This is a genomic window from Flavobacterium oncorhynchi (genome assembly GCF_002217355.1).
Classification (GTDB): domain Bacteria; phylum Bacteroidota; class Bacteroidia; order Flavobacteriales; family Flavobacteriaceae; genus Flavobacterium; species Flavobacterium oncorhynchi.
Genome location: NZ_MUHA01000027.1, coordinates 156,738 through 171,833 on the forward strand (window position 1 = coordinate 156,738; position 15,096 = coordinate 171,833).

The following is a 15,096-nucleotide window of genomic DNA, read 5'->3' on the forward strand; positions in this document are numbered from 1 at the left end:
ATCACCTCTACAAAATAAATTTTGGATATTATGAAAAAGGAAAATGACGAATTAGATCAATTGTTTAACAAGTTTGAAAACCAATGGGATGTTCGCGAAATGAGCTCAGATCATCAAGTTGACTTTTTAAATAAATTAAATAAAAAACAACCTAAGAGAAAAAATTATGCTGTGTGGGCAATTGCAGCTTCGATAGTACTGCTTTTGGGAGTATCAATATTGTACAACAATAATGAGAAACCGAAAGAACTAAAATTTGCATCAACTGAAACGCAGCGTACGGATTCTATCTTTAGTATTTTGATTAAAAATGAGCTGGTTAAATTAAAAGAAAAAGATTCTCCAGAAAATGAGCAAATTATAAATGATGCTTTAAAACAAATGGAAGTCTTTGATGCTGACTATGAAAAAATCATCAAAGAGGTTCAGAAAAATGGAGAAAACAAACAAATTATCTATGCTATGATAAGCAACCTGCAGACTAGAATATCATTCTTGCAGACTGTTTTACAGCGAATTGAAGAAAACGAAAACTTAAAAAATACTTCTCATGAAAAAACAATATAACATACTTATTTTACTTCTTTTGATTCCTTTTTTAGGTTTTTCAAATGATGATGCATATATCTCAAAGCAAAAAAACATAAAAAAAACATATATCGTAAACTCAAATGCGGGTATCGATATTGATAACAAATACGGAAATATTTCTGTCTCAACTTGGGATGAAGATAAAATAGATCTTGATATAATCATAAAAGTTACTGGACCAAGTGAGAATTGGGTTAACGAAAAACTAAACAGTATTGATGTTAATATTACTGCACTTAAGTCGTTGGTTTCGGCCGTTACTACTATTGGTAATTCGTCGCTGAAAAGTAAAGGAAGTAATAATTTTTTTGAAATTAATTATGTTATCAAGATTCCAAAAAACGGCTCTGCAAAACTTCTTAATAAATACGGAGATATTACAACTGAAAATATTTATGGCCCTGCAGATATTGCCTGTAAATATGGTAAAATTTCCTTAGGAAAGTTAAACAATTCAAGCAATAACGTAAAAATAGAATATTGTCAAAATTCAGCTATTGATTATATCAAAAACGGAAATATTATAGCAAGGTACTCTGGATTAAAAATTAACGAATCTGGTAATCTGAATTTAGATACTAATTATACAGATTTAGTTATTCTAGAAGGACAAAACATAAAATACAATTGTAATTATGGGACTTTTAAATTTCAGAAAATAAACTCCTTTACAGGCTCAGGAAATTATCTTACCATTTCTATCGCTGAAATTTCGAACAGTGTAAATTTAGATACAAAATATAGTAAAATCAATATTTCTAACGTAACCAGTAAGGCTAATAACGTTAATATAAACTCTGGTTATTCTGATGTTTATATGGGTTATGATATGAATTATTCTTTTGATTTTGATATTAATACAAGATACGGAGGCATTAAAAGTGACAATTCTCTAGATGTTTTGATTAATGAAACTAAAAATACTAGTAAAAGAATCAGCGGGTTTAATAAAAAGAAAGGTCAAAATAAGGTTACTATTAATTCTAATTACGGAAACGTAACGTTAAACAAAAAACAATAATCATAAAAAATTTAAAGAAATGAAAAAATTATCTCTATTAGTAGTTTGTGGTGCATTCTTAATTGGTTTTATGGCTAATGCGCAATCAGAAAAAATAAACGGAAACGGTAAAGTTGTTACTGAAACAAGATCAACAGCCGGCTATGATGCAATAAAAATTGCAGGCTCTTTTGATGTTGATTTAGTTGCTGGAAAAGAAGGAAAAATTATCATTAAGGGTGAAGAAAATATTCTATCTGCAATCGTAGTTGAAGTTGAAGAAAATACTTTAAAAATTTATACAAAGAAAAATACTAACATCCGTTCAAGCATAGGTAAAAAAGTTGAAGTAACAATTCCGTTTGAAAAAATATCGGAGCTGACTCTTTCAGGTTCTGGAAATATTAAATCAAAAGATATCATCAAAAACGATTCGTTTTTAGCGAAACTTTCAGGATCAGGAAATTTTAGTTTAGCGGTTGATTCCAATTCTTTTGAATTGAACTTAAGCGGATCAGGAAATGTAAATTTAAAAGGAAATGCTGCTAACTTTACTACAAAACTTTCGGGATCAGGCGACATCGACGCCAGTGCTTTAAAATCTAAAAATGTAGTGGTTAATGTTTCGGGTTCTGGAGACAGTAAAGTAAATTGCAGTGAAACTTTGACTGCTCGAGTTTCTGGTTCAGGTGATATTAAATACAGTGGAAATCCTGAAAAACGTGATGTAAAAGTTTCTGGATCAGGAAATATTTCAAAAGTCTAATACAATGAATGTCACGAATTTTTATTCATCATCAATCAATAACAAATTCTAATTCGTGACATTTAAAAATTTAAAAGGCGTTTTATTAATTTAAAACGTCTTTTTTATGCACTCTTCTTAATAAGAAAATCGAAGTAACAAAGAAAACTGCCAAAATAACAATTGCCGCACGAGGACTTCCTGTAATTTGATCGATAATTCCGTAAACACACATTCCTATTACAATTCCAATTTTTTCAGCAACATCATAAAAACTAAAAAACGAAGCTGTATCTTCTGTTTCTGGCAAGAGCTTTGAATAGGTAGAACGTGACAAAGCCTGAATTCCGCCCATAACAAATCCGGCAACTGTTGCCATAACATAAAAATGCATTGGCAATATTATGAAATAAGCCAAAGCGCAGAAAGCTGCCCAAATGGCATTAATAAAAATCAGCGTTGGAATATTTCCAAATTTTTCTGAAGCTCTCGAAGTTAAAACTGCACCCACAACAGCTACCAGCTGAATTATCAAAATACAAATTATTAAACCAATAGTACTTTCTTCTTTTGACGACCATTGAATTTCCTGTGCTCCAAAATAAGTTGCAACCAGCATTACAGTCTGTACAGCCATACTTGAAACAAAAAAACCACCTAAATAACGTCGCAAAGGGACATTTTCATTCAGTAAACCCCAAACCTTTTTCAATTCTTTGAAGCCATTAAAAACAACAGATTTTGTTAGTTTCTCACCCTTTTCTTTTCTTCCTTTTGGCAAATAATAATACGTATACTGACTAAATAATATCCACCAAACTCCTACCATGATAAAAGAGTAACGCATCGCTTTCATTGCTGGTTCTGGACCAGAAATATTAAACCATTCTGGCTTCATAATCATCGCTAAATTGATAACCAATAAAATAACGCTTCCAATGTAACCTAAAGAATATCCTTTTGCGCTGATTCTATCTTGTTGTTCTTCAAAAGCAATATCTGGTAAATAGGAATTGTAAAAAACTAAACTTCCCCAATATCCTAATAATCCAAAGAAGTAAAATGCCAATCCGATATAAATATCTGTTAATTCAAACCAATACAATCCCATGCAGGATAATGCTCCTAAGTAACAGAAAAATTTCATAAAGGATTTTTTATTTCCTACATAATCTGCAATACCTGATAATAGAGGTGAAATAAAAGAAACAACTAAAAATGCTGCAGCGGTAATAAAACTAATTAATGCAGAATTCTTTAAATGAAGTCCAAAAACATCAATGTAATGATCTCGTTTTGAAAATAATGCTTCATAAAAAATAGGAAATACAGCCGAAGCAATTGTAAGCGTATAAACTGAATTTGCCCAATCGTAAAATGCCCAGGCGTTTAATAATTTTTTATCACCTTTTTTTAATTCTTTCATAGAAATGGTTTTGTTAACAGGCTACGAATTTATCTCTTTTTTATGATAATCAAATAGAAATTCAATAAATCATGTATTAATAAATTATAAACAAGGCTATTTTGTAATGTCATCTATAAAAACAAAAAAGCCGTCCAAAAATCTGGACAGCTTTCAAATTATCTTTGTATTTCTTTGTTTTTATTTTATAACTCCAACTTTCAATGCAGTCGCTTTTGCTTCTGGAATTAATGCTTTTAAGTTGGCAATTCTAGTAGCATCAGAAGGGTGTGTACTCATAAATTCTGGTGTTCCGGATGCGCCTGATTTTGCCGACATTCTACTCCAAAATGCAATGGCATCATCTGGATTATAACCTGCAATTGCCATTAAAGTAAGTCCAATTTTATCTGCTTCACTTTCGTTGCTTCTGCTAAACGGAAGCATTACTCCTACTTGCGAACCTACTCCATATGCTTGTGCAAAAATATCTCTTGTCGACTGCGATTTACCGCTTGTTGCTGCATCTAAAGCTGCTCCGCCTATTTGCTGTAATTGTGCCGCACTCATTCTTTGTGCTCCATGATTAGCCAAAGCGTGTGAAACTTCGTGTCCCATTACAGTTGCCAAACCAGATTCATTTTGTGTAACTGGCAAAATTCCTGAATAAACTACAATTTTTCCTCCCGGCATACACCAAGCATTTACCTCTTTATTATCGACCAATTTATACTCCCATCGATAATCTTTTAAATATTGAGACTGTCCTAAAAAGGTTAAATATTTTTCAGCAGCAGCTTTTATTTTTATACCAACTTTCTCTACTAATTTTGCATCGGCTGTTCCTGTTATTACTTTATTTTCAGAAATAAACTGGCTGTATTGCTGAAATGAAGAGGGAAATAATTCGCTGTTTGAAACAAAATTTAAATTCTTTTTTCCTGTCACTGGATTGGTTGCACATCCAACAAAAAGAGCCACAGATAACCCTAGTAATAATTGCTTTTTCATGATTCTGATATTTTTCAACATACAAAAATACAATAATTATTAATTTCGATTTTATATAATTATTGACTAATTTATCAGAATTAACTTATTCTCCAATTATATGAAGTTCGCTAAAACCTTTTTCAACAATTAAAAACTGATTTACTTCAAAAGCAGTTTTATCAAATTGTATTTTTTCGTTGTCAATTTCAATCTCACTCACTTTAAATGGTAATCCAATCAAGTTGATTTTGTATTTGCTGTAAGGTGTATCATATTTACCTTCTTTGTGAAGTTGAATAATTAGTTCTTTTTCTTTTCCTATTGTTCTAAAAGACAAAAAGCTGTAACGTCCTTTTTTATAATCATAACCATCTTGCGCGTCTTCGTAAACTACTGATTTTTCCTTTCCGTTTTTATAATATACATCAAGTGTTAATTCGTCAAATTCTAATTCTCCAACATATTGCTGCACTGGATATTTTGGAATTACGGCACCTGCTTTTACAAAAACTGGAATTTCATCAAATTTTGTATCAATCCACACTTCACGTCCTCCAACTGAAAATTCATTTGTCCAGTAATTATACCACTCTCCTCTCGGAATATACATACGTCTTCCTACTGCGTTTGGTTCAAGAATTGGGCAGACTAATATTTGATTTCCAAAGATGAATTCGTCGTTTCGATAATGTGTCTGTGTATCATCTTGATCAAAATAAACTAATGGCTTCAACATTGGAATTCCTTCTTCGATATACTGCCAAAACATGGTATATAAATACGGAAGTAATTGATAACGTAAGCTTACAAATTTTCTGGTAATATTAATCACTTCTTCATCAAAAGCCCAAGGTTCTTGATTACCGTGATCTCCTGAGGAATGTGTTCTGCAAAACGGATGAAATACGCCTAACTGAATCCAGCGTGCATAAAGCTCACCTGTTGGCTGCTCCGCAAAACCACCAATATCAGAACCTGTAAATCCCATTCCTGAAATTGACATTCTTTGTACCTGAATATTAGCAATCCATAAATGCTCCCAAGTTGCTACGTTATCTCCTGTCCAAGATGATGTATAACGCTGTGCTCCTGAATAAGCTGATCTTGTAATAACAAATGGACGTTTAGGATAAGCAAAACGCTTTACACCATGATAGGTCGCTCTTGCCATTTGAGTTCCATAAATATTATGTGCTTTTCTATGACTGCAAGGGTTTCCGTCGTAAACATGGCGAACATCCATTGGAAATGTTTTATTAGGAACCTCCATAACAGCTGGTTCGTTCATATCATTCCAAACTCCTTTTACTCCAATTTCGGCCACTAATTCCTTAAATAATCCTGCCCACCATTCTCTAACTGCTGGGTTTGTATAATCTGGAAAATTGCATTCGCCCGGCCATACTTTTCCTTTCATATAAGGTCCGTCGGCTCTTTTACAGAAATAATCTTTCTCTAAAGCTTCTTTATAAACCCAATAATCTTGATCAATTTTAATTCCGGGATCTATAATTACTACCGTTTTAAAACCATCTTCGGCTAATTCGGCAACCATTCTTTTTGGATCTGGAAAGTAATTTTTATTCCATGTAAAACATCGAAATCCTTCCATATAATCAATATCCAAATAAATGGCATCACACGGAATTTTAAGTTCTCTAAATTTTGACGTGATTTCTTTTACTTTACTTTCAGGATAATAACTCCATTTACATTGATGATATCCTAAAACCCAAAGCGGTGGAAGTTCTGGTTTACCTGTTAAATCTGTATAATTGGTAACAACATCCTGCATTTGCGGCCCGTAAATGAAATAATAATTCATTTCACCACCTTCTGCCCAGAAACTGGTTACATTTCGTCTTTCCTGACAAAAATCAAAGAAAGTTCTAAATGTATTGTCGAAGAAAATTCCATAGGATTGTTTGTTATGTAATCCTATATAAAAAGGAACTACTTTGTAAAGCGGATCTTGTTCTTTTTGATACGCATATTGGTCTGTTGCAAAATTCTCAACTCTTTTGCCTTTTAAATTCATTTGAGTTGCCTTGTCGCCAAGACCGTAAAAACATTCACCATCTTTAGATGATTTACTCATTTTTACGATATTTCCTCCATATTCGTAGCTTTCTTCCCAATGAAAACCAAGCTCATCTTCAAGAATTAGAAAATCGTTTAAATCGTAAATCGATAAACGAAGATCTGATTTTTGAATTTTACATTTTACTTTACTGGTTTTAATTTGAAAATAAGTTTCTTCTTCTGTCAGTTCAAGAAAATTATAACCATGAAGCTGGGATTTATCAATTGCATACGAAAAATCATTGCTGAAATACCCTTTTGTTGTAAAGCGAAATCGAATTAAACTATCTCTAAGAATAGTAACTTTTAGGATTACTTTATTATCTGTATTAAAAAAAATGGAATCGCCTTCGTGTTGAAAAGAGACAATTTTTGATGGATATAAATCGCCTTTGTATTCTAATGCCGTGTTTGTAATCATATCTCCAAATGAATTAATTATAAAACGTTAACGCTCTTTCAAACTTACAAAAAAAGTTTATAAAGCCCTATGAATAAAAGGTTTATTCACGAAAACGTTTTTTCTGAATGGGTATTAGAATTCTCCTCCAAAAATCATCAATTTGATAATTTAAGAACGAAATACTAATAAAATAGTTGTAAAAATTTATTTGTCTACTTTTTATACGAAAGAAAAAACAGTAATGCTTAAAGGAGGCAGAATTAATTCAACAGAAAATTCTCTTCCGTCATATGGCGTTGCTTCTGCTTTTAATACTTTAGAATTTCCAACATCGCTTCCTCCATAAACTGCAGCATCGCTGTTAAAAATTTCTTGTAATTTTCCTTTTTTTGGTACTCCGATTCTATAATTTTCTCTTACAATCTGTGTAAAATTAAGAACCACAATAACATTTTCATCAGGTTTATTACCTTTTCGGATATAAGATAAAACCGCATTTTGATGATCTGAGTAATTTATCCACTCAAAGCCTTCGCCTGTAAACTGCTTTTCGTATAAAGCAGGATATGATTTATACAGCTGATTTAAATCTGTAATTAGTTTTTTTATTCCTGAATGAAAATCATATTGAAGCAGATGCCAGTCTAAACTATTCTCAAAATTCCACTCACTTGTTTGACCAAATTCTGCTCCCATAAACAATAATTTTGCTCCAGGATGTGTGAACATATATCCGTACAATAATCTCAAATTGGCAAATCGCTGCCATTCATCACCGGGCATTTTATAGATAAGAGATTTTTTCCCGTAAACTACTTCGTCATGTGAAAACGGAAGCATGAAATTTTCGGTAAAAGCATACGTCATCGAGAAAGTCAAATCATTTTGATGGTATTTTCTGTAAACTATTTCTTTTTGAAAATATTCTAAAGTGTCATGCATCCAGCCCATCATCCATTTCATTCCAAAACCTAAACCACCTGTAAAAGTGGGTCTTGAAACCATCGGAAACGAAGTGCTTTCTTCGGCAATAGTTTGTACTCCATCAAAATTAGCATAAATTACTTCGTTGAACTCTTTTAGAAAACTAATCGTATCCAGGTTTTCTCTTCCGCCAAAAATGTTAGGTTCCCACTCCCCATCTTCTCTTGAATAATCGAGATACAACATTGAAGCAACGGCATCAACCCTTAAGCCATCGGCATGATAATTTTGAAGCCAAAAAACAGCATTACTAATCAAAAAGGCTCGAACTTCATTTCGCCCGTAATTAAAAACCAAACTTTTCCAATCAGGATGATATCCTTTTCGGCGATCTGGATGTTCGTACAAATGTGATCCGTCAAAAAAGCCTAAACCATGTGCATCATCTGGAAAATGTGAGGGAACCCAATCTAAAATTACTCCAATTCCTTCTTGATGCAGTTTATCAACTAAAACCATAAAATCCTGTGGTTTACCAAAACGCGATGTTGGTGCAAAATATCCTGTTAACTGATATCCCCAAGAAGGATCATAAGGATACTCCATTATGGGCATGAACTCAACATGGGTAAAGCCAGTTTCTTTTACATATTTAACTAAATCATCAGCAAGCTCCAAATAAGTTAAAAAACGGTTATTCTCGGCACGTTTCCATGAACCCAAATGCACTTCGTAAACAGAATAAGGTTTATCTAACGCGTTATTCTGCTTACGATTCTGCATCCAGTTTTCGTCTTTCCATTTGTATTCCAAATCCCATACGACAGATGCCGTATGCGGCGGCTTCTCACAATACAACGCAAATGGATCAGCTTTTTCAGTTACAATTCCTTCAATATTCGACTGGATTTTATATTTATAAAGAGCTCCTTTTGAAATTTCTGGAATGAAACCTTCCCAAATACCCGAGGAATCCCAGCGTACATTTAAAACATGTTCTCCCTGAGTCCAATAATTAAAATCCCCTACAACCGAAACTGTCTGTGCAGTTGGAGCCCAAACGGCAAAGTAAACTCCTTTTACTCCATTAACTTCAATTAAGTGAGCTCCCAGCTTTTCATATAATTTAAAATGCTTTCCAGCTTTGAATAAATCAATATCAAAATCAGTAAATAGAGAATGTGTAATTACTTTTGTCATATTTGTTTTTTAAGGCAATTGGAATTTATTTTTATTGGAAACTTATTTTTAATTTATTCTATTCTGAAATTATCAGAAAGAACTGCGCCTTTTTTAATTACAACAATTCCGTCTTTTATGCTGTACAATTCATTGGTAAAATTGTCTAGATGTTTTCCGCCGCTAATATGAACATTGTTTCCAATTCTAACATTTTTATCGACTAAAGCATTCTTTATAAAACAGTTTTCACCAATTCCAACATGAATTTTATTAATTGTACTCTCATGATTTAGTTCGTCAAGATCCTGATAGAAATCATTCCCCATAACATAACAATTTTCAAGTACCGTCCCTACTCCAATTCTGGAACGAATACCAATTACAGAACTCTTAATTTCTTTTGCATTTATAATACAGCCTTCAGAAATTAAGGATTGATCTACAATTGAATTTCTAAATTTAGAAGGCGGCAATAATCTCGGTCTCGTAAAAATTTTATTTTCATTATCGAATAAATTAAACTCTGGAATATCCGCAGTTAAACCAATATTTGCTTCAAAAAAGGATTCGATATTTCCAATATCAGTCCAATAACCTTCGTACTGATAACTCAAAATTTTATGCTTTCCAACGGCTTGCGGAATAATTTCTTTTCCAAAATCCTTTGTATCAGGATTTGCCATTAATTCTTCTAGCAATGGCTTATTGAAAATGTAAATTCCCATTGAAGCTAAATATTTTTTGCCTTTTTCCTGCATTTGCTCACTTACTTCAGATTCCCAATCTGGCAGCAATGATGCGTCAGGTTTTTCAATAAAAGCTTCTATGCAGCTCTCATGATTCGTTTTTAAAATTCCAAACTCTGGTGCATCCTTAGCATTTACAGGAAGTGTTGCAATCGAAATAGCCGCATCGGCAGCAATATGAGCCTCCAGCATTTCATTAAAATCCATTTGATACAGTTGATCGCCGGAAAGAATTAATGCGTGATCAAAATCGTGTTTTAGAAAATGAGACATACATTGTCTAACAGCATCTGCAGTTCCTTGAAACCACGTTGGGTTATCTGGTGTTTGTTCCGCTGCCAAAATATCTACAAACGACTGGCTGAAAATACTAAAATTGAAGGTATTCTTGATATGCGCATTTAAAGATGCAGAATTAAACTGTGTTAGAACAAATATTTTAAAAATATCCGAATTAATACAATTTGAAATAGGAATATCGACTAATCTATATTTTCCGCCAATTGGCACTGCAGGTTTTGATCTCGTTTCGGTTAATGGAAATAAACGTGATCCTTGTCCTCCTCCTAAAATAATAGCAACTACATTTTTCTTTTTAAATTTCATTTTTCTCAATTATTAGGTTGTATATCTCGATGTATTCTTGGCAAACTCTTTCCCAGGAATGGTCAGCAGCCATTCCTCTTTCTAAAACTTTATTGAAATTTAATTTATTATTGTACAGCTTTACAGCTCGATTTATAGAATAACAGATATCTCCAACTGAAGCCTGATCATGACAAATTCCGTTTCCTTCATCTCCAAAATCAATAACCGTATCTCTTAAACCTCCAGTTCTCCTCACTATCGGAATTGTTCCATAACGCATCGCATACATTTGATTTAAACCGCAAGGTTCAACTCTAGAAGGCATTAAAATATAATCTGAACCTGCGTAAATCAAATGCGCTAATTCTTCGTTATAACCAATAAAAACATTGTAATTACCATTATAATCATTTCTTAATTGCACTAATTGTTCTTCTATAACTGCATTTCCAGATCCTAAAATAAGAATATTGATATTTTCAAAATTTTCAGATAATGCTAAAGCAGATGCGTGAGGTAATAAATCTCCTCCTTTTTCCTCAAACAAACGGCCTATAAAACTAAACAGCGGTTTTTGGGGATCTAAATCAAACTGTTCGCAAAGCTTTTCTTTATTCTTTTGTTTTCCTGCTTCAAAAGTTTCAATCGAATAATTCGTCGCAATCATTTGATCTTTTAAAGGATCCCAAACTTCTATATCAATTCCATTTAAAATTCCTCGTGACTTACTGCGAACTGATTTGAACAAAGGCTCCAAACCATTAGCGGCATGATTAATTTCATTTAAATAACTTGGAGATACTGTCGTTACAGCATTTGCACATTTCACACCAACTGCTAATGAATTAATCGAATTATTCCATTCTAAAAATCCAACATGCTTTAAATCAAATTCCGGCAAATAATGCAGCTTATCAAATCCAAACCATCCTTGATACAAACCATTATGAATTGTAATTACCGTTTTTACATTCTTCAAACTATCATACTTGTAAGCAAATTGAATTAAAAATGGAATTAATCCTGTGTGATGATCGTGACAATTTATAACATCTGGAATTGTATTTCTACAGATTATCCAATCTAAAACTGCTATCTGAAAAGCCAAAAAACGTTCTATATCATCTTCATAACCATAAACATTAGGGCGGTCAAATAATTCTTTAATTTCTACGAGATATAATTCATAACCCAATTTATTAGTCGTTTCTTTCAGGATGCTAAAGGGAAAATTAAAATTTCCAAGTTTAACCGTTCCCCAATGAACACATTCAAATTCATTCTCTTTTCTAAACTTAGTATCATAACAAGGAACAATTACTCGTACCTGATGACCAGCATTAGTTTGATATTTTGGCAATGCACCAACAACATCAGCTAAACCGCCAACTTTTGCCATTGGATAACATTCGGCACTAATATGAAATATTTCCATGTTAAAAATTATAACAAATTGTGAATTATTTTTCAGCAGTCCTATATAAATAGCTACTTTTATGTTTTTTAAATTTAGCAAAAAATAAACAGAATTAAGCCCACAAGTAAAATTTATTGATATGTCAAAAAAGACAAACAATCCTACTAAATCATTAAAAATTCCACAGTTTATTATTGTATCATGTAAAATTTGTGCTTTAATTTCATCTAAACTAGTAACATCATATGCTGCAAAACTATTTACTACGCCTATAAAACATAAAGTTCCAAAACGAGAATTCGAGATGGATAAAAAAAGCATCCAAAACTTAATCTATGTCCCAGAAATAAACAAAAGTGTTGTCACGTATGAATATGGTAAAAGTGTTCGCAAAATTTTATTAGTCCATGGATGGTCAGGACGTGGTACTCAATTGTTCAAAATAGCCGACGAGCTTTTGGACAACGGCTATTCTGTAGTAAGTTTTGATGCTCCCGCACATGGGAAATCAAAAGGAAATACGACGCTTATGTCTGAATTTATTGCTTCTATACTAGAGATAGAAAAACAATATGGTCCATTTGAATTTGCAATTGGGCATTCTTTAGGAGGAATGTCAGTACTAAATGCAATTAAAGACGGCTTAAAAGTAAAAAAAGCGATTATAATTGGAAGTGGAGATATTGTTCAGGATATTCTAGATGACTTTGTCGCTAAATTAGGTTTAAAACAAACCATAAGCGAACGTCTACGCGAGTTTTTTGAGAACAAATATAAAGTGAAAATGGATAATTTTTCGGCTTACAGAGCAGCTCAAAAAGTAAAAATACCAGTTTTAGTTATACACGATAATGATGATCCTGAAGTACCTGTTAAAGCTGGAATTCATATTCATAAAAATCTTGAAAATGGAGAATTATTCTTAACAGATGGTCTAGGACATAGAAAAATTCTAGGAAATCAAAATGTAATTAAAAAGACTTTACAATTCATCAAAAACTCCTAACTTTATAAGAATTAACGTTTTACCTTTTTAATTCAAAAAAAAGAAAAAAAATGGATCTATTTGGAGAAACATCAAATTGGGAAACTAAATTAGAACCCATTTTAAAGAAATATAAAGGGAAGAAACATCCTTTAGAATATCAAAACACTTACCAATTATTGGTTATGGTTGTTCTATCAGCACAAGATTCTGATGCAAATATCAATAAAATAGCACCTGCTTTATTTGATAAATATCCAACATTAAATAGTCTCTCGAAAACAAATTTAGAAACATTCATTCCCTATATCAGTAAAGTTCGAAACTTCCAAACAAAAGCAAACTGGCTTTTAGAAATTGCAAAGACTATTCAAGAAGACAAAAATATTCCATTAACCATGAGCGGCTTAACAGCCTTAAAAGGAATTGGAAGAAAATCGGCAAATGTAATTTTAAGAGAAACTAATAAACCAGCCGAGGGCATTATTGCCGATTTACATGTAATACGAGTAGCTCCAAGAATTGGAATTATAAAAGAAAGCAAAGACGGGAATAAAGTAGAAAAAGATCTCATGCAAATACTTCCTAAAAATATTTGGTCCGAAATTGGTATGGCTATATCTTTTCTTGGCAGAGAAACCTGCAGACCAAAACCTAAATGTGAAGAATGCCTTATAGCAGATATTTGCAACTATTATTTACACGAAATAATCTAAAAAACTACTTTCTTCTCGTATCAATTAAATAAACAATCTTCCACTTCTCTTTTTCTTTAAATAATGTGAAAGTGTTTACGCCCGAATGACTTAATTTATCATTGATATAAAATTCATAAGGTGCCCAAACATGTGCCATTGCACCATCAATTTGAATATTATAACTTAATATTTTTTCTTGAAATTTAGTAGTCTCTGGAATCGAAGCAATAGATTTATAAAACTCTTCTGCGCTTTCATTTGACAATTTGTTGCCTTTACTCTTACTTTCGCTTATCGATTGTAAAATAATTTTATCTCCACAAACTGATTTCAATTTAAGGGTGTCTTTTTGATGAAATCCTTCAAAAAATACATTAATACATTTTTGAACTTCTTGCTTTTGGGCATTAGATACTAACCCAAGGAATAGAAATAGTACAGCAATATAACTTCTCATAAAATTTCAATTTTATTAAACCCCAAATTGTGAAAGATGATGCTCTAAATGTTTTGCAAACATATTATTCCATTCTTTTGAAGTCAATTTTCCAAAAGAGTGTGATTCTTTACCTTCGAATTCATTTGCGCCTAAAGTCTGAGTTCTAATCAAATAAGACACTAGTCTTTTCTTTTCAGTTTCAAAATCACGATTTCCTTTAATTATAAATTGCGGTGCTGTTTGGTTGTTTTTAGGATAGGGTTTATCATCAACCACCTTACTTTTTACCAATAATTTTAGAATAAACTTCATAAAACCGTTTGGTTTTGGATGAACATCTTCATAAACCATTTCGTATGACACATTGCAATGCGCAAGCATTTGATCGACAGACATTTTACCCCAAAGACCTTGTGAATCAGGCTTAAGATAATTTATTCTATTAATAAAATGATCACAATCTTCTTTTAAAAAAATATTTTGCATGATTAAAAACAGTATATAGTTAAATATGTAAAGTAAAAATATAAAATTTACGTACAAAATACTTACTTATTCTTTTATAATTTTAATTTTACCAATAGCAGTAATAAACTTTTGTTTTATATCCAAAAAAAAACTTCAACTAGCAAAAGCTAATTGAAGTTTTAGTACTCAGAGCGGGACTTGAACCCGCACGAACATTGCTGTTCACTGGATTTTAAGTCCAGCGTGTCTACCAATTTCACCATCCGAGCATTATGTGGTACCTCCAGGGATCGAACCAGGGACACATGGATTTTCAGTCCATTGCTCTACCATCTGAGCTAAGGTACCGTTTTTGCCTAAAAAAATAAGCAAAATTTGAATAAAAAACCCCATTTCTATGAAACAGGGTTTTAAAAGAAAGGCGACGACA

The 15,096-nt window shown here is 32.2% G+C and carries 13 protein-coding genes and 2 tRNA genes; 5 read left to right on the plus strand and 10 right to left on the minus strand.

Annotation, left to right across the window (positions count from 1 at the left end; genetic code table 11):
* Positions 1-30 precede the first annotated feature (30 nt).
* Genes B0A75_RS17680 through B0A75_RS17690 form a run of 3 tightly spaced genes read left to right on the plus strand, consistent with a single transcriptional unit; the run spans position 31 to position 2,357 of the window.
* Positions 31-567, plus strand: a complete 537-nt coding sequence (locus tag B0A75_RS17680; protein ID WP_089055586.1) for an anti-sigma factor — start codon at positions 31-33, stop codon at positions 565-567.
* Complete coding sequence (locus B0A75_RS17685; RefSeq protein WP_089055587.1) at positions 551-1,612, plus strand: DUF4097 family beta strand repeat-containing protein; 1,062 nt, start codon at positions 551-553, stop codon at positions 1,610-1,612. Before B0A75_RS17680 ends, B0A75_RS17685 begins: the two co-directional genes overlap by 17 nt.
* Positions 1,613-1,631: 19 nt before the next feature.
* Positions 1,632-2,357 carry a head GIN domain-containing protein gene (locus B0A75_RS17690; protein WP_089055588.1) on the plus strand — a complete coding sequence of 242 codons (726 nt, stop codon included), beginning with the start codon at positions 1,632-1,634 and terminating at the stop codon, positions 2,355-2,357.
* Positions 2,358-2,442: 85 nt separating this feature from the next.
* Here the strand turns inward: B0A75_RS17690 and B0A75_RS17695 are convergent, their stop codons facing one another.
* The 6 genes from B0A75_RS17695 to B0A75_RS17720 all read right to left on the minus strand — a co-directional run bounded on the left by B0A75_RS17695 (position 2,443) and on the right by B0A75_RS17720 (position 12,094).
* Positions 2,443-3,762, minus strand: a complete 1,320-nt coding sequence (locus tag B0A75_RS17695; protein WP_089055589.1) for an MFS transporter — start codon at positions 3,760-3,762, stop codon at positions 2,443-2,445.
* A gap of 180 nt (positions 3,763-3,942) precedes the next feature.
* Complete coding sequence (locus B0A75_RS17700; protein ID WP_089055590.1) at positions 3,943-4,752, minus strand: M48 family metallopeptidase; 810 nt, start codon at positions 4,750-4,752, stop codon at positions 3,943-3,945.
* An 85-nt stretch (positions 4,753-4,837) separates the two neighbouring features.
* Positions 4,838-7,237: a glycoside hydrolase family 31 protein gene (locus tag B0A75_RS17705; RefSeq protein WP_089055591.1), complete on the minus strand. Its 2,400-nt coding sequence runs from the start codon at positions 7,235-7,237 to the stop codon at positions 4,838-4,840.
* Positions 7,238-7,438: 201 nt separating this feature from the next.
* Positions 7,439-9,343 carry a 1,4-alpha-glucan branching protein GlgB gene (gene glgB / locus B0A75_RS17710; protein WP_089055592.1) on the minus strand — a complete coding sequence of 635 codons (1,905 nt, stop codon included), beginning with the start codon at positions 9,341-9,343 and terminating at the stop codon, positions 7,439-7,441.
* 53 nt (positions 9,344-9,396) lie between these two features.
* Positions 9,397-10,677: a glucose-1-phosphate adenylyltransferase gene (locus B0A75_RS17715; protein WP_089055609.1), complete on the minus strand. Its 1,281-nt coding sequence runs from the start codon at positions 10,675-10,677 to the stop codon at positions 9,397-9,399.
* Positions 10,667-12,094 (minus strand): glycogen synthase, encoded by a 1,428-nt coding sequence (locus B0A75_RS17720; protein WP_089055610.1) that lies wholly within the window; start codon positions 12,092-12,094, stop codon positions 10,667-10,669. The genes B0A75_RS17715 and B0A75_RS17720 overlap by 11 nt, the downstream gene beginning before the upstream one ends.
* A gap of 121 nt (positions 12,095-12,215) precedes the next feature.
* Here B0A75_RS17720 and B0A75_RS17725 point away from each other — a divergent pair, with 121 nt between their 5' ends.
* Positions 12,216-13,082 carry an alpha/beta hydrolase gene (locus tag B0A75_RS17725; protein ID WP_089055593.1) on the plus strand — a complete coding sequence of 289 codons (867 nt, stop codon included), beginning with the start codon at positions 12,216-12,218 and terminating at the stop codon, positions 13,080-13,082.
* A gap of 50 nt (positions 13,083-13,132) precedes the next feature.
* On the plus strand, positions 13,133-13,777 hold the full coding sequence (locus B0A75_RS17730) for an endonuclease III domain-containing protein (RefSeq protein ID WP_089055594.1): 645 nt from the start codon (positions 13,133-13,135) through the stop codon (positions 13,775-13,777).
* Positions 13,778-13,781: 4 nt separating this feature from the next.
* Here B0A75_RS17730 and B0A75_RS17735 read toward each other — a convergent pair whose 3' ends face one another.
* The 4 genes from B0A75_RS17735 to B0A75_RS17750 all read right to left on the minus strand — a co-directional run bounded on the left by B0A75_RS17735 (position 13,782) and on the right by B0A75_RS17750 (position 15,014).
* Entirely contained in the window at positions 13,782-14,216 is a 435-nt protein-coding gene (locus tag B0A75_RS17735) for a nuclear transport factor 2 family protein (protein ID WP_089055595.1), read from the minus strand.
* A gap of 15 nt (positions 14,217-14,231) precedes the next feature.
* Positions 14,232-14,684, minus strand: coding sequence for a DUF1569 domain-containing protein (locus tag B0A75_RS17740; RefSeq protein ID WP_089055596.1), 453 nt, complete (start codon positions 14,682-14,684; stop codon positions 14,232-14,234).
* A 165-nt stretch (positions 14,685-14,849) separates the two neighbouring features.
* Positions 14,850-14,935: transfer RNA gene (locus B0A75_RS17745), tRNA-Leu, on the minus strand.
* A gap of 6 nt (positions 14,936-14,941) precedes the next feature.
* Positions 14,942-15,014: transfer RNA gene (locus B0A75_RS17750), tRNA-Phe, on the minus strand.
* Between the last annotated feature and the right edge of the window lie 82 nt (positions 15,015-15,096).